Genomic DNA, 22,341 nt, shown 5'->3' on the forward strand with positions numbered 1-22,341 from the left:
AGACAGGAAGCGGCGTGCGGCCGTTAAGGCGCTCCGCAACACCCACGGATGAAGCAGGAGAGCCAAAATCTCCGTCGAATTGGTTCAACGCTGGAACGGTGCTCCACCTGTGATGAACGTCATGCACGCGGCGCCTGAGATCTGATCTTCCGGACGCGACGCGACGCGACCCAGCGAATGGGACTCGCTGGACTCGTTGGATCTCGACTAGTTGGAGCCGACCGTCACGACGGGGGCGCCGAGGGAGTCTTCGCTCGGCGGCATCTCGGCGGCCATCCGGTTGGCCTCCTCGATCAGGGTCGCGACAATCTCCGACTCCGGCACGGTCTTGATGACCTCGCCGCGCACGAAGATCTGGCCCTTGCCGTTACCCGACGCCACGCCGAGGTCGGCGTCGCGGGCCTCGCCCGGTCCGTTAACCACACAACCCATCACGGCAACCCGGAGCGGCACGGTCATGCCCTCGAGGCCGTCGGTGACGTCGTTGGCGAGCTTGTACACGTCGACCTGGGCGCGACCGCAACTCGGGCAGGACACGATCTCGAGCTTGCGCTCGCGCAGGTTCAGCGACTGCAGGATCTGCAGGCCCACCTTGATCTCCTCGGCCGGGGGCGCGCTCAGCGACACCCGGATGGTGTCACCGATGCCTTCGCCGAGCAGGATACCGAACGCCGTGGCGCTCTTGATGGTGCCCTGGAACGACGGTCCGGCCTCGGTGACGCCGAGGTGCAGGGGCCAATCGCCGCGTTCGGCGAGCAGCCGGTAGGCCTTGACCATGATCACCGGGTCGTTGTGCTTGACGGAGATCTTGAAGTCGTGGAAGTCGTGTTCCTCGAACAGGCTGGCTTCCCAGACGGCGCTCTCGACGAGCGCCTCCGGGGTGGCCTTGCCGTACTTCTGCATGAGGCTCGGCTCGAGCGAGCCGGCGTTGACGCCGATGCGGAGCGAGACGCCGGCTGCTTTGGCCGCGGCGGCGATCTTGCCGACCTGGTCGTCGAACTTGCGGATGTTTCCCGGGTTGACGCGCACGGCGGCACAGCCGGCGTCGATCGCGGCGAACACGTAGCTCGGCTGGAAGTGGATGTCGGCGATGACCGGGATCTGGCTCTTCATCGCGATGATCGGCAGCACCTCGGCGTCGTCGCGGCTGGGCACGGCGACGCGCACGATGTCGCAGCCGGATGCCGTCAGCTCGGCAATCTGCTGCAGGGTCGCGTTGATGTTCGTGGTCGGCGTCGTCGTCATCGACTGCACGCTCACGCGCGCGTCACCGCCGACGAGTACCTTGCCGACCTTGATCTGACGCGTCTTGCGACGCGGAGCGAGTACTTCAGGTACTTTGGGCATTCCCAGGTTGATTGCAGCCACGGCGACAGCATACGCGGCGAGACCGGGCGAAATCTGAACGGATGCAGGATGACTCCCGACGGTCGGGGCCACCGCCGGAACGCATCGCCACACCTACCCGATCGGCCCTCGGCCCGATCGGTCTTCTGAAGGAGATCCGCTATGAACCACAGTGCCGTGAACAGCAGCGACGTCGTCATCCTCGCGGGCTCGCGCACACCGCAGGGTCGGGTGAACGGGCAGCTCTCAGGCCTCACCGCCGTGCAGCTGGGAACCGCTGCCATCACCGGGGCGCTCGCCCGCGCCGGCGTGACACCCGACCAGGTGCAGTTCGTGCTGATGGGCCAGGTCCTGCAGGCCGGCTCCGGCCAGAACCCGGCCCGGCAGAGCGCGATCGGCGCCGGCATCCCGTGGAACGTTCCGGCGATGACTCTGAACAAGGTGTGCCTCTCGGGGTTGGCCGCCGTGATCGACGCGGCCCGGATCATCCGTCTCGGTGAAGCGGATGTCGTCGTGGCCGGCGGCCAGGAATCGATGTCGAACGCCCCGCACCTGCTGCCCGGCTCGCGCACGGGCTGGGCCTACGGCAGCGTCACCATGCTTGACCACGCCGCCAGCGACGGGCTGACGGATGCTTTCGACGGCCTCTCTATGGGCCTTTCCACCGAGCATGTCAACGGGCGGCTCGGCCTGCTTCGGGCGGACCAGGATGCCATCGCGGCCGCCTCGCACCAGCGCGCCGCCGCCGCCGTCGAGAACGGCGTCTTCGACGACGAGATCACCCCGATCAGCGTTCCGCAGCGGAAGGGCGAGCCGCTCCTGGTCGCCACGGACGAGGGTGTGCGCGGCGACAGCACCACGCAGACGCTGGGCCGGCTGCGCCCGGCCTTCACCGAGGACGGCACCGTCACGGCCGGCAACTCGTCGCCGCTGAGCGACGGTGCCAGCGCCCTCGTGCTGTGCAGCCGCCGATTCGCCGACGACAATGAGCTCAGCTGGCTGGCGGTGGTGGAGTCCTCCGGCCAGGTCGCCGGACCCGACAACTCGCTGCACTCACAGCCGGCGAACGCGATCCACCGCGCGTTGGAGCGCCAGGGGTGGGCGGCCGACGAGCTCGACCTGGTCGAGATCAATGAGGCCTTCGCCGCGGTGTCGCTCGAATCGACCCGGGAGCTCGGCCTCTCCCCCGAGCAGGTCAACATCCACGGCGGCGCGATCGCCCTCGGGCATCCGATCGGGGCCTCGGGCGGCCGCCTCGCGCTGCACGCGGCGCTTGAGCTGGCCCGGCGCGGCACCGGTAAGGCCGCCGTCGCCCTCTGCGGCGGCGGCGGCCAGGGTGAGGCGCTGCTGCTCTCGCGCTAACGCCCGTACCGGACGCCGCTCGCAGACGCCGAGAGTCGCCGTTTTTGCCCAGTTGACCTGGCGGAACGGCGACTCTCGGCATTTTCGGCGAATCTCGGCGAATCTCGCCGGGCAGAGCCGCGGGGAGCTGCGCCGGGACGCGCCGCGGGTCAGCCGAAGATGTTGATCGGTTTGACGATGTCCGCGTAGATCAGTAGCAGGCTCATGGCGCCGAGCACCACCACGACGGCGAAGGTGAGCGGCATCAGTTTCGCCGTGTCGACGGGGCCCGGGTCGGGGCGTCTGAACAGCTTGGCGATCTGACGCCGCAACCCTTCCCAGAGCGCGCCGGCGACGTGTCCGCCGTCGAGCGGCATCAGCGGCACCAGGTTGAACACGAACAGGGCCACGTTGAGCGAGGCCAGGAGCCCCAGCATGCTCGCGATCTTGCTGTTCACCGGGATGGCGTCGATGCTGGCGATCTCGCCGGCGACGCGGCCGACCCCGACCACACTGATCGGGCCGTTGGCGTCGCGCTCCCCCGGTCCGAAGGCCGCGTTGGCGATATCGATCATGCGCTGCGGCAGGTTCGCGATCATGTGCACGACCGCGCCGATGTTCTCGCCCACCGCGGGCAGCACGGCGGTCGCCGGCTGCGGCACGAGCTCGCCAGCCGGGCCGATTCCGACGAAGCCGACCTCCTGGGTCCTCGGCTCGCCGGCGGCATCCTCTTCGATCTCGCCGTCGGCATCGCTCACGTAGCGTTCGGTGAGTTTCGGGGTGATGGTCAGGGTCTGCTGGGTGCCGTTGCGTTCGACGACGGTGGCAAGCGGGATGCCCGGCGACTCGCGAATGATCTCGGTGGACTGGTCCCAGCTGTCGATCGGGGTGCCGTTCATGCTGACCAGGCGGTCGCCCGGCTGCAGGCCGGCCGCGGCACCGGGCGCCTTCTCGTCGGTCGGTTCGCAGGTCTGCCGGGTGCTCGTGGCCGGCAGCACGCACTCGGACACGCTGCCGACGCTGGTGCTGGCCTGGGCCGTTCCGAAGCCCATCAGGAGCACGGCGAAGAGCACGACCGCGATGAGGAGATTCATCGTGGGCCCGCCGAGCATGATGATGACACGCTTGAAGACGGGCAGGCGGTAGAACGCGCGGTGCTCCTCGCCCTCACCGATGGTGTCGGCGCTGGACTGGCGGGCGTCGTCGACCATGGTGGCCATGGCGCTGGGCTTCTTCTCCGGTTCGCCCTCCTGCACCAGCTGGTTGAAGAAGCCAGTGCTGGATGCCTGCACTCTGCCGCCCTTTTTGGCGGGCGGGAACATTCCGATCATGGCGATGTAGCCGCCGAGCGGGATGGCCTTCACGCCGTACTCGGTCTCGCCCTTGCGACGGGACCATACGGTGGGCCCGAAACCGATCATGTACTGGGTGACCTTGACGCCGAAGAGCTTGGCGGGAAGCAGGTGCCCGATCTCGTGCAGGCCGATGGACAGGGCAAGGCCGACCACGACGATCAGAACGCCCAGAATATACAGCAGCACGGTTTCCACAGTCGTAGATTACCCACTCCACCCTGCGAGGGCGCTGGCTGTTCCCCCTGCAAGGTGTGGTTTGCTTGACTTTACGGATCCACGAGGAGGTTCCCTCTGTCCAAGCCACACGCCGTCGGTCCCATCGGCATCAGCCTGGCCGACCGTTTTCGTATCGACGCTCTGCTAGGAACGGGCGGGATGGCATCCGTTTACCGGGCCACCGACCTCTTTCTGGGGCGTACGGTCGCCGTGAAGCTGTTCCGTCTCGACACGGCCGACGACGCCGGGCCCGAGCGCCAGAGCGGCGAGGTCACGGTGCTCGCGAGCCTCAACCACTTCGCCCTGGTCACCCTGTTCGACGCCGGCACGGCCGTGATCGACGGAGTCTCGCGCACTTACATCGTGATGGAGCTCGTGGACGGCACGGACCTGCGCAGCAAGATCGCCGACGGGACCCTGCACCCCGACGAGGTGGCAGCCATGGGCGCCGACCTGGCGGAGGCGCTGCACTACGTGCACGCGCAGGGCATCATCCACCGCGACATCAAGCCCGCGAACGTGCTGCTCGCACCGTCGGGCTTCCCCGGCCGCGCCATGCATGCCAAACTCGCCGACTTCGGCATTGCCCGTCTCTTCGACGCGACCCGCCTCACGGCGACCGGGTCTCTGCTCGGCACGGCCGGCTACCTCAGCCCCGAACAGGCACTCGGCAGCACCATCGGCCCGCCCAGCGACGTCTACTCGCTCGGACTCGTGCTGCTCGAATGCCTCACCGGCGAGCGCGCCTTCACCGGAACGGCGATCGAATCGGCAATGGCCAGGCTGCAGCGGCAGCCGCACATCCCGGCCCATCTCGGCCAGCGATGGGCCGCTGTTCTGGGCGGCATGACCATCCGCGAGCCGGCCGACCGACTCAGCGCGGGCGACGCAGCCGTGCAGCTGCGACGCCTGGTCAGCCGGGAGAACGTCGCCGATGTCACCGCAGTCACCGTGGCAATGGGGGCTCCGGGGGCCACCGAGCTTCTGGAACCCACCGCCGATCTGGGCGCTAACGAGCTGTTGGAGCCCACTGCCGTCCTGGGCGCCACCGAAACCCTCGAGCCCACCGCGGTTCTTAGGGCCGCGACCCTCGAGCCGACTGCGGTTCTGGCCGTCACGAAGGTCATCGCTGCCCCGAAACCCGGCGCGGATGCCCCCACCGAGTTTCTGACGCCGGCCGGCGCTCCGGCCCGCTCACCGGGCCGCGCGGCGGAACGGTCCCCGGGTAGCGCCCGTGGCACCACCATCGCTCCCGCGTGGCGCCGGCCCCGAGTGCTCGCCTCGCTCGGAGTCCTGGCCGCGCTCATTGTTCTCGCCGTGGTGGTCTTCACCCCGCGGGTGGCTGAACCGGCCACGCCCGCCGCTACCTACCCGGCCGTCGACGGCTCCCTCGGCACCAATCTGAAGCGACTCCAGGAAAGCGTGACGCCATGATGCCTCGGGCCCGCCTAACACTCGCGCTGGCCGCGGTCACGCTCGTCGCGTCCACCCTGACCGGGTGCGGGAGCACGCCTCCCGACCTGCAGCAGAGCACCGCCACCGAGTTGCAGGCCGGTGTGCGGAACGTCACAGCGGCCGCCGCGGCCGGCGACTTGGAGGCCGCCCAGGCCTCGCTCGAGGCCGTCCAGGCCGACCTGCTGACCGCGGCCGCGGCGGACGGGGTGAGCGCCGCCCGTGCTGCCGACATCCAGTCAGCCCTCAACCTGGTGTCCGCGGACCTGACCGCCGCGATCGAGGCGAGCAAGCCGGAGCCGACCGTGGCCCCGGTTCCAGCCCCGAGCCCGACGTCCGTTGACAACGGCAACGACAAGGACGACGGTAAATGCAAGAAGAACGACGACGGCTGCGACGACGAGGACTAGCGTCGGCCTCACCTCAGGAGGATACATGCCCCAGCAACTGATCGTCGGCGCCGGCATGGTCGGGCGACCGCTCGCCGAGCGTCTGATGATTCGAGGAGACCAGGTGACCGTCGGAACACGCTCCGGCGCGGCGGCACCCGGGGTAGAATCTGTCGTGCTGAACGCGAGCGACGCCCAGACCTTCGCCCGGGCGGCAACCGGCATGTCGACGATCTTTCTGTGCATCAACCCGCGGTACACCGACTGGCCCACCCAGTGGCCGCCGGTCATCGACGCGGCGCTGACGGCGGCATCCGTCAGCGGCGCCCGCCTGGTGATGATGGGCAATCTCTACCCGTACGGGTCTCCGACCGGGCCGATGACCGAGCATTCGCCGGAAACGACCACCGAGACGAAGGGGCTCGTGCGCAAGGAGCTCTGGCACCGGGCGAGGGACGCGCACGACCGCGGCGAGATTCGGGCCGTCGAGGTGCGGGCGAGCGATTATTTCGGGCCGGGCGTCGTCGGCACTGCGCATCTCGACGACCGGTTCTTCAGAGCCATCCTGGAATCGAAGACCGCCCGGGTCGTGGGCCGGCCCGGGCGCGTGCACAGCTGGAGCTACCTGCCCGACATCGTGACAACTCTCGTGGCCGCCGCCGACTACCGGGGCGACTGGGGCCGGCTCTGGCATGTGCCGAGCACGGCCATCACCCGTGACGACATCGCCGCCCAGCTTAACCGCCGCTACGGCACGCACGGCACGGTGGCGGGCTACCCGCAGTGGCTGCTCAAATCGCTCGGCGCGCTGAACCCGATGATGCACGAGATCTGGGCCTCGAGCTATCAGCTCAGGGTGCCGTACATCATCGATTCCGCCGAAACCGAGCGCGAGCTCGGCGTCGGCAAGACCCCGTGGCCGGATGCCCTCGCCGCCACCGCGGACAGTTACCGCAGCTCAGGCGACACGGCCTGAGCCGCATGGCCGGCTTTCTCAGCGGGCGAGGAGCTTGTCCGCCGCGGCGCGGGCCCACGCCTCGGCGCCGGCGAGCGACTCGCGTGTGAGCGGGCCGTCCTGCTCGTGCCGTTCGACGACACGCTGGATGGTGTCGACGATGTCCAGAAACCCGATGGTGCCGGCGTGGAAAGCCGCCACGGCCTGCTCGTTCGCCGCGTTGAACACCGCGGGGTAGGTGCCGCCCGCGCGCCCGACCTGCTTGGCCAGGTCGACGGCCGGGAAAGCCGTCGTGTCGAGGGGCTCGAAGGTCCAGTTCTGCGGGATGGTCCAGTCGATCGGGGTGCCGACCGCCGCGACGCGGTTCGGCCAGTCCAGCCCGAGCGAGATCGGCAGACGCATATCCGGCGGGGACGCCTGGGCGATCGTCGATCCGTCGATGAATTCCACCATGGAGTGCACGACGGACTGCGGGTGCACGACCACATCGATGCGCTCGTATTCCACGTCGAAGAGCAGGTGCGCTTCGATCACCTCGAGGCCCTTGTTGACGAGGGTGGACGAGTTGGTCGTGACGACGAGCCCCATCTCCCAGGTAGGGTGCGCGAGCGCCTCGGCCGGCGTGACGTCGGCGAGCTGCCCGCGTCGTCGGCCACGGAACGGGCCCCCGGATGCCGTCAGCACCAGGCGTCGCACCTCGCCGGCCGTTCCCGAGCGGAGCGCCTGCGCGATGGCGGAGTGCTCGGAGTCGACGGGCACGATCTGTCCCGGCGCCGCCAGCGACTTCACCAGGTCGCCGCCGACGATGAGCGATTCCTTGTTGGCCAGGGCCAGCGTGCGACCGGCTCGCAGGGCGGCGAGAGTCGGCCCGAGGCCCACCGAGCCCGTGATGCCGTTGAGCACCACGTCGGCCTCGACGTCGCGCACGAGCTCTTCGGCCTCGTCCGCGCCGAGCGCCGTGTGCTCGACCTCGAACTCGGCGGCCTGCGCCTCGAGCATCGTCCTGTTGTTGCCGGCGGAGAGCCCGACCACCTCGAACCGGGTGGGGTTGGCCTTGATCACATCGAGGGCCTGGGTTCCGATCGAGCCGGTCGACCCGAGAATTACAACTCGTCTGCGCATCCTGCAATTTTAGGTGGCGCCGCCGCCTTTCGTGGCGGGGCGGGCCGTGGCGGTAGGGTCCAAGGATGACCGGTTCCAAAGAAGATTCCCAGGATGCAACTCCCGTCGACCTGTCGGCGGAGGAATCGGAGCGCACGAAGCGCCCCGGATTCGTCTACTTTCTCGGTTACGGCATCATGGCGCCGATCGCCCGGCTGGTCTTCCGCCCCACCATCACCGGCCGGGATAACATCCCGCGCAGCGGCCGCGTCATCCTGGCCAGCAACCACCTGTCGTTCATCGACAGCATCGTGATTCCGCTGGTCGCACCTCGGCGCGTGCAGTTCCTGGCCAAGTCCACCTACTTCACCGGCACCGGGTTCACGGGTTTCGTCTCGCGCACCTTCTTCACCTCGATCGGAGCGGTCGGGGTCGAACGCGGCGCGGGGCAGTCCGCCCAGGACGCTCTCGACGCGGGCCGCAACATCCTCGAATCCGACAGCGCGTTCGCGATCTACCCGGAGGGAACCCGTTCCCTCGACGGCCGCCTGTACAAGGGCCGCACGGGCGTGGCATGGCTCGCCCTCACCACGGGGGCTGTCGTGGTTCCGGTGGGGCTGATCGGCACACAGGAGATCCAGCCGGTGGGAGCGAAATTCCCGCGCATCCGCAAGGTCACGGTCACCTTCGGCGAGCCCCTCGACCTGAGCCGCCACGGTTCCGCTGAGTCCGGCAAGGCACGGCGCGGCGCGACCGACGAGATCATGGCCGCGATCCACGCCCTGTCCCGTCAGGAATTGGCCGGCCGGTACAACGAGTCGCCGCCCTCGGGCACCCTGCAAAAGATCGCCGACCGGGTCTTCCCGCGCGAACGCGTCTAGCCGTTTTCGGGCCGGCCGAGCCGAGCATCCGCCGCCCGGAAACACCGCGGAAACGGGCGCGACCTAAGCTGGAGTCATGTCTGACACGTATTCGGTACCCCAGGAGCGCAAGCTCGTCACCGCCCTTCCCGGCCCCAAGTCGGTCGAATTGCAGGAACGCCGCCTGCGCGCGGTTTCCCGCGGTGCGGGCACGCTGGCGAACATTTATATGGATCACGGAGCGGGAGCGATCCTCGTCGACGTCGACGGCAACCAGATCATCGACCTTGGCTGCGGCATCGGCGTGACCACCATCGGTCACGCGAACGACGAGGTGGCCGCGGCCGCCGCGGCGCAGGCCGCCAAGCTCACCCACACCCTGTTCACCGTCACCCCGTACGAGAACTACGTGGCCGTCGCGGAGAAGCTCGCCGAGATCACCCCCGGCGACTTCGAGAAGCGCTCCATCCTGGTGAACACCGGCGCGGAAGCCGTCGAGAACGCCGTGAAGATCGCCCGCAAGTTCACCGGCCGGCGCGCCATCGTTGCGCTCGACCACGCGTTCCACGGTCGCACCAACCTGACCATGGCGATGACTTACCGCCCCTGGCCCGAGCGTGCCGGAATGGGACCGTTCCCCGGCGAGATCTACAGCGTGCCGACCAGCTACCCCTACCGTGACGGCCTGACCGGCGAAGAAGCCGCCGAGAAGACCATCGACTACATCAACACCCACATCGGCGCCACCGAGATCGCGGCCTTCTTCATCGAGCCGATCCAGGGCGACGGCGGCATCGTCATCCCCGCCCCCGGATTCTTCAAGCGCCTGAGCGAATTCTGCACCGAGCACGGCATCGTCTTCGTCTCCGACGAGATCCAGGCCGGCATCGCCCGCACCGGCGCCTGGTACGGCATCGAGCACCACAACGTGGTGCCGGACCTCGTCACCACCGCCAAGGGCATCGCCGGCGGATTCCCGCTCGCCGCCGTCACCGGCCGCGCCGAAATCATGGACTCTGTGCAGCCCGGCGGCATCGGCGGAACCTTCGGCGGCAATCCGGTCTCGACCGCGGCCGCCCTCGCCGTCTTCGACCTGATCGAGCGGGACGACCTCCTCGGCGAGGCGCGGCGCGTCGAGAAGGCCCTTTGGGCGCGCATCGGCGACTGGCCGAAGCGGTTTTCGGTCGTGGGCGACGTGCGCGGCAAGGGTGCGATGTTCGGGGTGGAGCTCGTTCACCCGGGCACGACCACACCGTACCCCGAGGCTCTCACCGCGATCATCAAGCACGCGACCACCAACGGCGTCATCGTGCTGGATGCCGGCAGCTGGGACTCGGTGCTGCGCATCATGCCGTCGGTCGTCATCTCCGAGGCGCTGATCGACGATGCCGCCTCCGTGATCGAGGAAACCCTCGCCGCCTTGTCCGGCCTGTAGCACCGATAGAACCCCGGGTAGGTGGCGGTGAGCGTGCGGCGGAAGCCGTCTGATCGCCGCCGCCGCAGGGAGCACGGCCACCGACCGCACGTTGCGGTGACCGGGTCGGCGTCACACCTCAGTGTCGGCGAGCGCCACCGTCTGCGGCTGGTGAACGACGGGGAAGTTCACGGATGCGCCGATGAAACAGAGGCCGGCGGCCTCCGCGTGCAGGGACTGCGCGAGTTCGACCTGGCCGGGGTCGGCAACCGTGACGCGCGGTCGCAGGGTCACCTCGGTGAAGTGGCCGCCACCATCCGTCGTCTGGGCCATCGACCCGGTCGCGTCGTCGGTGTAGTCGACGACCTGCACGCCGTGCTTCACGGCGACGTGCAGGTAGCTCATCAGGTGGCATTCGCTGAGGGCGGCCAGCAGCAGTTCCTCCGGGTTCCAACGGTCGGCGTCCCCGTGGAAGGTCGGATCGGCCGATGCGCTGATCGGCTCCTTGCCGGGCGCGGTGATCAGGTGATCCCGGCCGTAGTCCCGGTAGCTGCTCGTGCCGGTGCCTCGGTTGCCTGTCCAGGCGATGTTCACGGCGTAGTGGTGGTGTGCACCGATCACGGCGCCTCCTTCGATTTGCGCGGCTCTGCGGGCCGATTCGCGGCCGACAACGGGCCGTAATGCGGCCAGGGAACCGATTGTCGCAGCAATTCGCCGCGCCTCCCGTCGCATCGATCGGTAAACTGGTCAGATCATGACTGACACGCTGACGCCTTTGACCTCCCCGTCCACCCCCGCCGCACCGGTTTACACCGTGCCGCAGGAACGCAAGATCGTGACCGCGATCCCGGGTCCGCGCTCGAAAGAACTCCAGCAGCGCAGGCTCGCCGTCGTCTCCGGCGGCGTCGCATCCGCTTTGCCCGTCTACATCGCCAAGGCGAACGGCGCCATCCTCGTCGACGTCGACGGCAACCAGTTCATCGACCTGGGCGCCGGCATCGGCGTTACCACGATCGGCCACACCGAGACCAGCGTGGTCGCGGCCGCCGTCGAACAGACCCAGGACTTCATCCACACCCTCTTCACCATCACGCCCTACGAGGAGTATGTGCGCGTCTGCGAGCTTCTCGCCGAGCACACCCCCGGCTCCTGGCCGAAGAAGTCGGTGCTGATCAACTCGGGCGCCGAGGCCGTCGAGAACGGTGTCAAGATCGCCCGCAAGCACACCGGCCGCCGCGCCGTCGCCGTGCTCGACCACGCCTACCACGGTCGCACGGTGCTGACCATGGCCATGAACTACAAGGCCATGCCCTACGCCACCGGCTACGGCCCCCTCGCCAGCGATGTCTACCACGCCCCCAGCTCCTACCCGTATCACGACGGTCTGAGCGGCGCGGATGCCGCGGCGCGCACGATCGCGTACCTCGAGAAGGTCGTCGGACCCACCGACCTGGCTTGCCTGGTCGTCGAGCCCATCCAGGGTGAGGGTGGCTTCATGGTTCCGGCCGAGGGCTACTTCAACGCCCTGCAGACCTGGTGCACCGCGAACGGCGTCGTCATGATCGCAGACGAGATCCAGAGCGGCATGGCCCGCACCGGCAAGTACTACGCCAGCGAGCACTTCGGCTGGACCCCCGACCTCGTGCTCACCGCCAAGGGCATCGCCGGCGGCATGCCGCTGGCCGCCGTCACCGGCCGCGCCGAGATCATGGATTCCTCGCAGCCCGGCGGCCTCGGCGGAACCTTCGGCGGTAACCCGGTCTCCTGCGCCGCGGCCATCGCGGTCTTCGAGTCGATTGAGCGAGGCGATCTGCTCGCCGAGGGTGTGCGTATCGAGAACACCCTGCGCGCCGGCCTCGGTTCTCTCAAGGAGAAGTACGACATCATCGGCGAGATCCGCGGTCGCGGCGCCATGATCGCCATCGAACTCGTGCAGCCGGGCACCGGTGACACGGAGAAGGCGCCGAACGCCGCCGCCGTGTCCTCCATCGCCGCCTACGCCGCCCAGCACGGCGTGTTGCTGCTCACCGCCGGAACCTACGGCAACGTGCTGCGCTTCCTCCCGAGCCTGGCCGTGAGTGATGCCCTCCTGAACGATGCCCTCTCGGTCATCGACGACGCCATCGCCGCGCTTTAGGCGCGAAGCACACACCGTGACAACGACATTCGAGGTGCCAATCCACGCCGGGCAGACGTTCTTCGTCCCCGATGCGGTCGAACTGGCCGTGGTCGAGCGCAGCGGCTTCATCGAATCGAGGCATGCCGGCAGCGCGGTCGTGCTCACCAGCGAGGGCGCGGTTTTGCGCGCCCTCGGCGATGTGACCACCCCGATCTTCCCGCGGTCGTCGATGAAGCCCTTCCAGGCCATCGCCGTGATGGCCAGTGGGGTCACCCTGCGCGGGGAAGACGCCGCCATCGCGACCGCCAGCCACACCGGAACGCAGCGCCACGCCGACCTCGTGCGCGGGCTCCTCGCCCGCGCCGGCATCCCCGAGACGGCGCTCGCCTGCCCGGCGGCCTGGCCGGACGACTCTCCCACCCGCGACGCCCTGGTGCGACTGGGGGCCGCCAAGGCCCCGATCTACATGAACTGCTCGGGCAAGCACGCCGCGATGCTCGTGGCCTGCCAGCAGAACGGCTGGGCGCTGTCTGGATACTTGGAGCCGGCGCATCCGTTGCAGAAGCGCATTCTCGACGTGGTGGAGCGCTTCACCGGCGAGCGGCCGTCGGCGTCGGGCATCGACGGATGCGGCGCGCCGGTTCACGCGCTGTCCCTCACCGCTCTGGCACGCGGCATCGCCCGCATCGCCACGTCCAAGTCAAACTCGCCGTTCGCGATCTACCGCGAGGCCGGCTTCCTCGGCGAGGCAATACGGCAGAACGGCTGGGTCATCGCCGGACCCGGCATGCCCGACACGGTCGTGATCGACCGCCTCGGACTGTTCGTGAAGACCGGCGCGGAGGGCATCTGCGTCGCCTCCGCCGCCAACGGCACGACGGTCGCCCTCAAGATTCTCGACGGCAGCCTGCGGGCAACCGCCATCGTGGCCCTGCGTCTGCTCGCGGACTCCGGTGCGATCGCACACAGCGACGTCGAGGCCATTCTGCCCGAGCTGCACCTGATGGTGCTGGGCGGCGGGCTCCCGGTCGGGGAGATCCGCGCCAGCTACGTGTAGGGCGCGGGCCGGGAGTCAGCCCAGTTTTGCCAGCCGCTTCTCCTTGGCCGCCCGGGATACCTGGGCGGTGACCACGATCACCAAGGCGAAAATGAACACCGCCGACGCGATCACGTTCGCCTCGGCCGGGATCCCCCGGGCGGCGGACACGTAGATGTACTTGGGGAACGTGGTGACGGCGCCGGAGTTGAAGTTGGTGATGATGAAGTCATCGAAGCTCAGCGCGAAGGAGAGCAGCGCGGCCGCCAGGATGCCGGGCAGCAGGAGCGGAAAGGTGATCCGCGCGAACACCTGGGTTGCCGAGCCGTAGAGGTCCCGGCCGGCCTCCTCGAGCGCGGGGTCGAGGCTCGCGACACGCGCCTTGACCGTCACCACCACGAAGCTGATGCAGAACATAGTGTGAGCCAGGATGATCGTGGACATGTCCTTCGGCACGCCGAGCGACAGGAACTGCGCGGCCAGGCCGGCGCCGAGCACGACTTCCGGCGTGGCCATCGGCAGGAACAGGAGCAGGCTCGTCTGCGACCGGAACCGGAACCGGTACCGCACGAGGGCGATCGCGATCATGGTGCCGAGCGTGGTCGCGGCCACCGTGGCCACTACGCCGATCAGGATGCTGTTGCCGAACGCCTCGCAGACGGCGCCGTTCTGAACTTGGCACACGTTCAGCCACTTGTCGAAGGTGAACCCGCGCCAGGTGATGTTGGACTTGAGCGAGTCGTTGAACGAGAACACGAACGTGTAGACGATCGGCACCATCAGGAAGATCAGCGCCAGCACCGTGTAAAGCGGCAGCAACCACTTGCCCAGGGAGATTTTCACAGCAGCTCCTCCGTGCCCGACCGTTTGACGTAGACGCTCACGATCACCAGGATCACCGACATCAGGATGATCGACAGCGCGGCCGCCGCCGGATAATTCTGCAGCACCAGGAAGTTGGCCTCGATCACGTTACCGATCATCTGGGTGTCCGGTCCGCCGAGGAAGTCCCGGCTCGCGTTGATGTAGTCGCCGGCCGCCGGGATGAAGGTCAGCAGGGTTCCGGCCACGATGCCGGGCATCGACAGCGGGATCGTGATCTTGCGGAACACGTCGAACGGATGCGCGTAGAGGTCGCTGCCGGCCTCGAGGTAACGCAGGTCGAGCCGTTCGAGCGTCGTGTAGAGCGGCAGGGTCATGAACGGGATGAAGTTGTAGGTGAGCCCGAAGATGACGGCGAAAGCAGTGCCCGTGAAATGGGCATCCGGTGCCAGCAACGACAGAGCCTTGAGCGAGGTGATCACGAACGACTCGTCGGACAGGAGCTGCTTCCAGGCCAGGGTGCGCAGCAGGAAGCTGATGAAGAACGGGGCGATCACCAGCACCAGCATGAGGCTCTGCAGCAACGGCCAGGGCCGCGCCTTCACGCCGATGAAGTACGCCAGCGGGTAGCTGAACACCAGGGCGAGCAGCGTGGCGATCAGCGCGTAGCCGAAGGAGCGCATGATGTGCGGCCAGTAGGCCGTGATCACGTCGACGTAGTTCTCCCAGCGGAAGGCGTAGGAGTACTGGCCGACGTCGCCGAATTCCGAGGGAGCCTGGAACGACGTCAGCAGCAGCGAGACGAGGGGGGCCAGAAAGAACAGCACCAGGTAGAGGATGCCCGGCAACAGCAGGAGCAGCGCGATCGGGCTCTTCCGGCGCGGCGCCGGTTCGGGCGCGGTGGTGCTGGTGGAGAATGCCGCGAACGCCACCCTAGGCTCCCTCAAGCTCCGTGAGCAGGGAGGAGCGTTTCTGGGTCGCGATGCTCCGGGTGCTGTCGTCCGCCTCGAAACGGGGCTCCGCCGAGGCGTCGTCCTCGAGCCCGAAGCCGTGTTCGATGTTCCAGTCCAGCCAGACCTCGGACCCCTCATGGGCGACGGGGCCGAACGCCATGTTCTGCGCGAAGACGATGAGGGTGCCGACGCCGGCGACCTCGACCAGGTACTGGGTGCTGACCCCACTGAACGAGACGTCGATCACCCGGCCGGGACCCATCAGGTTGCGGGCGACGTCGGCGACGGGTTCGGTCACGTGCAGGGTCAGCTTCTCCGGGCGGACGCCGATGGTGACCTCGCCGGTGTGCCGGTGCGCGCGCGCCGCCGGAACCACGACTTTCTGGCCGGCCACGGCCACGGAGATGGCCTCGCTCGTGCTACCGACCACGGGGCCGGTGAACAGGTTCGACTGGCCGAGGAAGTTAGCGACGAACGCCGTGCGCGGCAGCTCGTAGAGTTCCTCGGGGGCGCCCATCTGCTCGATCCGGCCCTTGTTCATGACCGCGACGGTATCGGCCATGGTCATGGCCTCCTCCTGGTCGTGGGTGACGTGCAGAAACGTGAGGCCGACCTCCTCCTGGATGGTCTTCAGCTCGAGCTGCATCTGGCGCCGCAGCTTCAGGTCGAGCGCGCCGAGGGGCTCGTCGAGCAGCAGCAGGGCCGGCCGGTTGACGATCGCGCGGGCGAGGGCCACGCGCTGCTGCTGTCCGCCGGAGAGCTGTTGCGGGCGGCGGGCGGCGAGGTGGTCCAGTTCCACCAGGCGGAGCGCCTCGTGAGCCTTGGCGACCGGGTCGTCGATCCGCCGGCGGCGCAGCCCGAAGGCGACGTTCTCCAACACCGTCATGTGCGGGAAGAGGGCATAACTCTGGAACACCGTGTTGACCGGACGCTGGAAGGATTTCTGGTTCGTCACATCCGTGCCCCCGATCAGGATGCGCCCGGCCGTCGGTTCCTCGAGGCCGGCCACCAAGCGCAGGGTCGTGGTCTTGCCGCAGCCGGACGGGCCGAGCAGCGCGAAGAACGACCCCGCGGGGATCTTCAGGTCGAGATGCTCAATAGCGGTGAAGCCCGGGAACCTCTTCTGGATGCCCACCAGCTCCAGGTCGGCCCCCGCGCTGGCGAACTCTCCGTTGGCCATCCCTACGAGCCCAGCAGGATGCCCTGGAAGGCGGCGTCGTACTTTTGCTCCTCCGCGCCGGTCAGGGTGCGGAAGACGCGAGCCTTGGCCAGGGTCGTGTCGTCCGGGAAGATCAGCTGGTTGTTCGCGAGCTCGGGGTCGATTGCCATCGCGGCTTCCTTGGCGCCGGCAACGGGGGTGATGTAGTTCACGTAGGCGGCGACCTCGGCGGCGACGGCCGGGTCGTAGTAGTAGTCGATGAGTTTCTCGACATTCTTCTTGTGCGTGGAGCCGATCGGCACCAGAAAGTTGTCGTTCCAGAGGGTGCCGCCCTTGTCGGGGACCACAAACTCCCATTTGTCCCCGTTCTCGGCGTTGAGCTGCACGATGTCGCCGGACCAGACGATGGCGGCGAGGGTGTCCTCGTTGATGAGGTCTTCCTTGTACGCATTGCCCTTGATGTTGCGAACCTGGCCGTCGCCGACCTGTTTCTCCAGCACGTCGATCGCGGCGAAGAACTCGTCGTCGCCCCAGTCGCCCGCGATGTCGACACCCATGTCGAGCATGATCAGTCCCATGGTGTCGCGCATCTCGGACAGAACGCCGACCCGGCCCTTGAGGTCGGAGCTCCACAGGTCCTCGACCGAGGCGATGCCGTTCGGAAGTTTCTCCTTGTTCCAGCAGATGCCGGCGAACCCGCCCTGCCACGGCAGGCTCATCTTGCGGCCGGGGTCGAACCCGACGTCTTTCAGGGACGGGAGCAAGTTTTTCAGGTTGGGGATGTTGGCCTGGTCGAGTTCCTGGGTGTAGCCGAACCGGATCCAGCGGCCGACCATCCAGTCGGTCAGGCAAACGGTGTCGGCGCCGATGTCCTGACCGAGGGCGAGCTGGTCCTTGACCTTGCCGTAGTAGGTGTTGTTGTCGTCGACGGCCTCGGTGTACTCGACCTTGATACCGGTTTCGGCCGTGAACGCATCCAGTGTGGGGTAGTCGCCGGCGTCATCGACGTCGATGTAGAGCGCCCAGTTGTCCCAGCGCACGAGCTTGCTGCTGTCGGACTCGTCGGGGGCGGCGGTGGGCTTCGTGGCCCCTCCGGTCGAGCATGCGGCGAGCGCCAGGGCTGCGGCCCCGCCACCGGCTCCGGCGAGCAGAGCGCGGCGCCCCATCGTGGTCGCCCGGGCCTGTCGGACCAGCTGAGCGATCATGGGATCTGCGGGCAACGGCCTGGGCTTCATGGTCGGGTCTCCTTGCACTTCTCAGCGGATGAGCTCTCACAGCTTTCATTGCGAGTTGCTAGATACTTGCACAGGAGCGCCTCCTGCGCACCCAAGAGTGACCGAATCGTTAATTTTTGGTCAGATCACGCACGAAATCAGCACTCTATGGCGACACTCTCAATCGAAATGAGCTGTTCGGCGGCGGTAGGATTTCGCTCAGGCCAGAGTGGTCCACCGCCCGGAGGTCCACCGCTGAGGGTTTGAACCAATTCGACGGAGATTTTCACCATGAGGGCCGTTTTTGGCCCCAAAAACGGTTTTTGAATCAAAATCTCCGTCGAATTCGTTAGACAAGGGAGCGCCATGAAGGTCGCAGTTCCGGCAGAAATCAAGAACAACGAGTTCCGGGTGGCGATCACCCCGGCCGGCGTACACGACCTCGTGGCGCACGGGCACGAGGTGTTGATCGAAACGGGGGCCGGGCTCGGCTCCGGGCTCAGCGACGAGAACTATGCGGCGGCGGGCGCGACGATCATGCCGGATGCCGCGTCAACCTGGGCCGCCGCCGACCTGCTGCTCAAGGTGAAGGAGCCCGTGGCGAGCGAGTACGGTTATTTTCGCCCCGATCTGCTGCTGTTCACCTACCTGCACCTGGCCGCGGAACCCGCCCTGACCCGTGCGCTGCTGGAGGGCGGTGTCACCTCGATCGCCTACGAGACCGTGCAGCTGCCGACGCGGGCGCTGCCGCTGCTCGCGCCGATGAGCGAGGTTGCGGGCCGCCTGGCACCCATCGTCGGCGCCAATGCGATGCTCAAGCCCAACGGCGGACCGGGCCTGCTCGTGCCCGGGGTGCCCGGAACGCATCCGGCTCGGGTCACCGTGCTCGGCGGGGGCGTGGCCGGCACGGCAGCCATGCAGGTCGCCCTCGGGCTCGGCGCCCAGGTGACCGTGCTCGACACCAACCTGTTCCGCCTGCGCGAAATCGACGCGCTGTACTACGGGCGGGTGCAGACCATCGCCTCGAACAGCTACGAGATCGACCGGGCGCTGGTGTTGTCCGACCTGGTGATCGGATCGGTCCTGATCCCCGGGGCCAGGGCCCCCAAGCTAGTCAGCAACGAGCTCGTGGCCCGGATGAAGCCGGGCAGCGTGCTCGTGGACATCGCTGTGGATCAGGGCGGCTGCTTCGCCGACTCCCACCCGACGACGCACGCCGATCCGACGTTCACTGTGCATCAGTCCCTGTTCTACTGCGTGGCGAACATGCCCGGGGCCGTGCCGAGCACCTCCACCTATGCGCTCACCAACGCCACGCTTCCCTATGTTCGGCTGATCGCGAACCGAGGCTGGAAGGACGCGCTCCGAACGGATGCCGCGCTCGCTTTCGGCCTGTCCACGGTCGGCGGCCTCATCACCAGCGGCCCGGTCGCGAGTGCGCACTCGCTGCCGCTCCGCGGTCTGGTGGACGCGCTGGCCTGATCCACGGCGGGACGGCGGCGGGGCCGGCACCGCTGAACTGTGCTGTGGGACTGTGCTGCGGGACTTCGCGGCCGGCGGCTACACGACCTGGGCCCGCAGCGTGGCCCGGTGCACGGCGCCGTCCGGGCGCAGTACCCACACCCGACCTCGGTTGGGTGCCAACGGCGGAGGCAGGTCCCGGCGTCGGCTGATGGCCCGGTAGTCGGCCAGGCTGCAGCCGTCGAAGACCAGGTCCGCGTGCGGGCGCAGGGCACCCAGCAGGGACCACTGCGCCTGCCACGCGTCCACGTCTCCGACGAAGGCGGTGCCTGATTGTGACTCACTCAGCCGGAGCGACGCGCCTGCTCGCGCGGCCTCCGCCAGCTCGCCGTGGGACACCGCGGCGAGGTCGACGACCCGCGCACCGGGAACCGTTCCCAGCACTGCGGCCGAGCAGGACGGCGAGTCCGACACGACGAGAAGGGTCTGCCCGGGCCGCCCCAGGAGTGCGGCGGCATCCGTGAGTGGCTCGATGTCCCGCTGCGCCGCGACATCCGGGATTGCACCGCTCTGCTCCGGCGCGAGGAGCTGGATGCGATGGTCCTGCCAGCTCCCGCCGCCGGGCGGAAGGCGGTCGTCGAACAGGGCAGCCACTCCTCCGGCCGCGACGTGCTCGGCGACATCGGGCAGGCGCAGCACCAGCCGTCTCTGGCACAGGGCAGGCAGGGACTGCAGCGATCCGGTGAGCCTTTGCGCGGCGATGACGATCCGCAGGCCGCCCTCCGCGCCGTCGCGGAGCAGCCCGACGAGCAGTTCGAGGGCCGCCGGACGGTGCTCCTGGTCCCAGCGGGCGTGCACGCTATCGAAGTCGTCGAGAAGCAGCAGCCGGGCAGCCGGACTCTCGCCGGCGTCGAGGCATTGGCGCGCCTTGACGAGGCAGTCCCACACCGCCTCGACGTCCGCTCCGAGCAACACGGCATCTCCAACGGGCGCGAACCCCGCCGCGACCGACGCCAGCGCCGTTGACTTGCCCGAGCGGGGACCGCCGATCACGAGCAGGCTGCCCTCGGCGATCGGCTCGTAGCGGGCCACCCGGTAGCGCTGCAGTTCCGGCTCGTCGAGCAAGCCCAGCAGACCGCCGGGCGCGGCACGAGCGTCGGGAACGGCACGGTCGTGCCCGGCCGCCACCGCGGCGCCGCCGAACGCACTCTCGTCGGCCGCCGTTCCGCCCGCGACGAGGGCGAGGAGGTCCTCGCGTCTTACCGTCTGAGGTAGCAGGTCGAGCCAGGGGCGCCGAGGGTTCGGCGCATCGGCGTCCGCGGCTGCGAGGGAGCGGATCTCGCGCGGCGAGGTCGTCGCCACCTGGCAGAGCACGGGCCCCGAGGAGTCCGCGCCGATCAGGCAGCGGCCGGCTTGGTCCGCGCCGAGGGCCGCGGCCGCATCCGTGCCCAGCACCGCCACGCTGTCGGCGCGGTTGTTCACCCGCAGCGACACCCGCAGCGTGCAGTTGGCGAGCAGGGCGTCACGCACCACACCGGTGGGCCGCTGGGTGCAGAGGATCAGGTGCACGCCCAGCGACCGGCCCCGCGCGGCTATGTCGACGAACAGAGCGTGCAGGTCGGGGAATGCGGTGAGCATGGTCGCGAATTCGTCGACCACGATCACGAGCCGCGGAAGCGCCCCGCCGGCATCCTGCCTCCGCAGGTCCACGATGTCACGCGCGCCGGCACGCCCGAGTACGCGTTCGCGGTACCGCAGCTCGGCGGCCAGGCTGTCCAGCGCCCGGGCGGCCTGGTGCACGTCCAGGTCGGTGATCAGACCCACGCAGTGTGGAAGGGCGCAGAGCGGGGCGAACGCGGCCCCACCCTTGAAATCGACCAGCAGGAACGTCACCTCGTCGGGGCCGGCCGCCGCCGCCATCGCCGCCACCCAGGTCACCAGCAGTTCGCTTTTGCCGCTGCCGGTCGTGCCGCCGACGACCGCGTGCGGCCCTGCCCCGACCAGGTCGAGCGACACCTCCCCCGCTTCTCCCACCCCGATGACGCAACGCAGGTTCGGCGATTGGGGCTGCCCATGCGGTGCCCGATTCCCGGGCTGGAAGCCGGAGAGCTCACCAAGGGCAACGGATGCGGGGACCCGCCGCGCATTCTGGACCAATCCAGCCGCCGCGGCCCGGGCGCTTAGCACGCGGGCGACCACGATCGCCTGTTCGACGGTAATCAGCTCGGGCCGGAAGCCACTTCCCCAGGCGTGCACGCTGGAGCGCAGCACCTCAGCCCGGCCGGGACCCTGCACCCGCACGATGGTGGCGCAGCCCCACGGCAATTCGGCGAGAGTCCCGGCCAGGGCGACGACCAACCCCGACCCCGGGGGTGCCCCGCCCAGGGGTGCCCCGCCCGACGGCGCCTGGCAGATCACGAGGCGGCGGGCGCAGGACTGCCCGGTGTCGTGCGGGAGGGCGACCGCCCATTCCCAACCGCGATCAGGCACGGTGAGTCCGACCTGGTCTGGAGCCAGGGAGCAGGCCAGCTGCACCAGCAGCCCGCGGGCCAGCGCCTGCCCGAGCGACAGCGGTCCGACGATGCCGATACCACCGCCGGCATCGGCGTCGATCGGTGCCTCGGTGAGCGCGGCAGCCCAGTCGCGCACGTCGCGATGCTCGTCGGGAGCGGCGCCGCCGTCGAGGCGTAGCCCGCTGGGCACCGCACCGGAGCCCAGGCTCACGTCTGCTCCCGAACCGGTCCAACGGATGGCGGCGTGCGGGGCGGCGACGATGCTGTTGGCCGAGGGCGTGCGCCGCCAGTGCGCGCGAAGCAGCTCCTCATGGCGCAGGGCCACCTCGGCCCGCAGTGTCGCCAGTGCCTGCTCCTGGTCGAGGGCGTTGGTGCGCCGGGCGCGGCGGCCCGTGCGCCGCGCGTCGAGCATGCCGGCCACGGCGATGACCGGGCCGAGCACCGCGAAGATCAGCACGAAGGCTGAGCCCGTGATCAGCCAGATCGCCCCGGCCGCGGCCAGCGGCGCCACGCTTGCGATGAGCGGGAAGCCAAGCGGCGGCAGGGCGGCAGGGCGGGTGGGGAGGGTCAGCGGGACATCGGCTCGGATCACCGCATCAGTCCATCACTCCGGAGGCAGGCGCGACCGCGCGCG

18 protein-coding genes are annotated in these 22,341 nt (G+C 68.7%); 9 read left to right on the plus strand and 9 right to left on the minus strand.

What is annotated here, in order from left to right; translation table 11 throughout:
• Positions 1 to 207: 207 nt before the first annotated feature.
• Positions 208 to 1,368 (minus strand): flavodoxin-dependent (E)-4-hydroxy-3-methylbut-2-enyl-diphosphate synthase, encoded by a 1,161-nt coding sequence (gene ispG / locus CXY82_RS07175; protein WP_199180900.1) that lies wholly within the window; start codon positions 1,366 to 1,368, stop codon positions 208 to 210.
• A gap of 141 nt (positions 1,369 to 1,509) precedes the next feature.
• Between ispG and CXY82_RS07180 the strand changes: the two genes are divergently transcribed.
• Positions 1,510 to 2,709, plus strand: a complete 1,200-nt coding sequence (locus CXY82_RS07180) for an acetyl-CoA C-acetyltransferase (protein ID WP_104170314.1) — start codon at positions 1,510 to 1,512, stop codon at positions 2,707 to 2,709.
• A 149-nt stretch (positions 2,710 to 2,858) separates the two neighbouring features.
• On the opposite strand, the gene CXY82_RS07185 is transcribed toward CXY82_RS07180, so the two are convergent.
• Positions 2,859 to 4,238, minus strand: coding sequence for an RIP metalloprotease (locus CXY82_RS07185; RefSeq protein WP_199180901.1), 1,380 nt, complete (start codon positions 4,236 to 4,238; stop codon positions 2,859 to 2,861).
• A 153-nt stretch (positions 4,239 to 4,391) separates the two neighbouring features.
• Here CXY82_RS07185 and CXY82_RS07190 point away from each other — a divergent pair, with 153 nt between their 5' ends.
• Genes CXY82_RS07190 through CXY82_RS07200 form a run of 3 tightly spaced genes read left to right on the plus strand, consistent with a single transcriptional unit; the run spans position 4,392 to position 7,076 of the window.
• Positions 4,392 to 5,693, plus strand: a complete 1,302-nt coding sequence (locus tag CXY82_RS07190) for a serine/threonine-protein kinase (protein WP_369828312.1) — start codon at positions 4,392 to 4,394, stop codon at positions 5,691 to 5,693.
• Entirely contained in the window at positions 5,690 to 6,121 is a 432-nt protein-coding gene (locus CXY82_RS07195; protein ID WP_104170316.1) for a hypothetical protein, read from the plus strand. The genes CXY82_RS07190 and CXY82_RS07195 overlap by 4 nt, the downstream gene beginning before the upstream one ends.
• A 25-nt stretch (positions 6,122 to 6,146) precedes the next feature.
• Positions 6,147 to 7,076: an NAD(P)H-binding protein gene (locus tag CXY82_RS07200; protein WP_104170317.1), complete on the plus strand. Its 930-nt coding sequence runs from the start codon at positions 6,147 to 6,149 to the stop codon at positions 7,074 to 7,076.
• A gap of 18 nt (positions 7,077 to 7,094) precedes the next feature.
• Here the strand turns inward: CXY82_RS07200 and dxr are convergent, their stop codons facing one another.
• Positions 7,095 to 8,177, minus strand: a complete 1,083-nt coding sequence (gene dxr, locus CXY82_RS07205) for a 1-deoxy-D-xylulose-5-phosphate reductoisomerase (protein WP_104170318.1) — start codon at positions 8,175 to 8,177, stop codon at positions 7,095 to 7,097.
• A 65-nt stretch (positions 8,178 to 8,242) separates the two neighbouring features.
• Between dxr and CXY82_RS07210 the strand changes: the two genes are divergently transcribed.
• Together CXY82_RS07210 and CXY82_RS07215 are read left to right on the plus strand one after the other, a co-directional pair.
• On the plus strand, positions 8,243 to 9,037 hold the full coding sequence (locus CXY82_RS07210) for a 1-acyl-sn-glycerol-3-phosphate acyltransferase (protein WP_104170319.1): 795 nt from the start codon (positions 8,243 to 8,245) through the stop codon (positions 9,035 to 9,037).
• A gap of 76 nt (positions 9,038 to 9,113) precedes the next feature.
• Positions 9,114 to 10,451 carry an aminotransferase class III-fold pyridoxal phosphate-dependent enzyme gene (locus CXY82_RS07215; protein WP_104170320.1) on the plus strand — a complete coding sequence of 446 codons (1,338 nt, stop codon included), beginning with the start codon at positions 9,114 to 9,116 and terminating at the stop codon, positions 10,449 to 10,451.
• A 111-nt stretch (positions 10,452 to 10,562) separates the two neighbouring features.
• Here the strand turns inward: CXY82_RS07215 and CXY82_RS07220 are convergent, their stop codons facing one another.
• Positions 10,563 to 11,048, minus strand: coding sequence for an OsmC family protein (locus tag CXY82_RS07220; RefSeq protein ID WP_104170369.1), 486 nt, complete (start codon positions 11,046 to 11,048; stop codon positions 10,563 to 10,565).
• A 136-nt stretch (positions 11,049 to 11,184) separates the two neighbouring features.
• Here CXY82_RS07220 and gabT point away from each other — a divergent pair, with 136 nt between their 5' ends.
• Both gabT and CXY82_RS07230 read left to right on the plus strand, forming a co-directional pair.
• Positions 11,185 to 12,567: a 4-aminobutyrate--2-oxoglutarate transaminase gene (gabT, locus tag CXY82_RS07225; protein ID WP_104170321.1), complete on the plus strand. Its 1,383-nt coding sequence runs from the start codon at positions 11,185 to 11,187 to the stop codon at positions 12,565 to 12,567.
• Between the two features lie 16 nt (positions 12,568 to 12,583).
• Entirely contained in the window at positions 12,584 to 13,606 is a 1,023-nt protein-coding gene (locus CXY82_RS07230; RefSeq protein ID WP_233193910.1) for an asparaginase, read from the plus strand.
• Between the two features lie 15 nt (positions 13,607 to 13,621).
• On the opposite strand, the gene CXY82_RS07235 is transcribed toward CXY82_RS07230, so the two are convergent.
• From CXY82_RS07235 to CXY82_RS07250, 4 genes are read right to left on the minus strand one after another with little or no spacing between them, the layout of a single operon-like run.
• Entirely contained in the window at positions 13,622 to 14,428 is an 807-nt protein-coding gene (locus tag CXY82_RS07235) for an ABC transporter permease (protein WP_174720187.1), read from the minus strand.
• Positions 14,425 to 15,339 (minus strand): ABC transporter permease, encoded by a 915-nt coding sequence (locus tag CXY82_RS07240; RefSeq protein ID WP_104100278.1) that lies wholly within the window; start codon positions 15,337 to 15,339, stop codon positions 14,425 to 14,427. The genes CXY82_RS07235 and CXY82_RS07240 overlap by 4 nt, the downstream gene beginning before the upstream one ends.
• Before the next feature lies 1 nt (position 15,340).
• The gene (locus CXY82_RS07245; RefSeq protein WP_104170323.1) at positions 15,341 to 16,540 is read right to left on the minus strand and encodes an ABC transporter ATP-binding protein; all 1,200 of its coding nucleotides are present in this window, start codon (positions 16,538 to 16,540) and stop codon (positions 15,341 to 15,343) included.
• 2 nt (positions 16,541 to 16,542) lie between these two features.
• Positions 16,543 to 17,754, minus strand: coding sequence for a spermidine/putrescine ABC transporter substrate-binding protein (locus CXY82_RS07250; RefSeq protein ID WP_104170324.1), 1,212 nt, complete (start codon positions 17,752 to 17,754; stop codon positions 16,543 to 16,545).
• Positions 17,755 to 18,099: 345 nt separating this feature from the next.
• Between CXY82_RS07250 and ald the strand changes: the two genes are divergently transcribed.
• Positions 18,100 to 19,215 (plus strand): alanine dehydrogenase, encoded by a 1,116-nt coding sequence (gene ald / locus CXY82_RS07255; protein ID WP_104170325.1) that lies wholly within the window; start codon positions 18,100 to 18,102, stop codon positions 19,213 to 19,215.
• A 78-nt stretch (positions 19,216 to 19,293) separates the two neighbouring features.
• Here ald and CXY82_RS07260 read toward each other — a convergent pair whose 3' ends face one another.
• A complete protein-coding gene (locus tag CXY82_RS07260) occupies positions 19,294 to 22,299 on the minus strand; it encodes an FtsK/SpoIIIE domain-containing protein (protein ID WP_104170326.1) in 3,006 nt (1,001 codons plus the stop codon).
• Between the last annotated feature and the right edge of the window lie 42 nt (positions 22,300 to 22,341).

This window comes from Cryobacterium sp. M23 (assembly GCF_002929655.1).
In the GTDB taxonomy this organism is placed as follows: Bacteria; Actinomycetota; Actinomycetes; order Actinomycetales; family Microbacteriaceae; genus Cryobacterium; species Cryobacterium sandaracinum.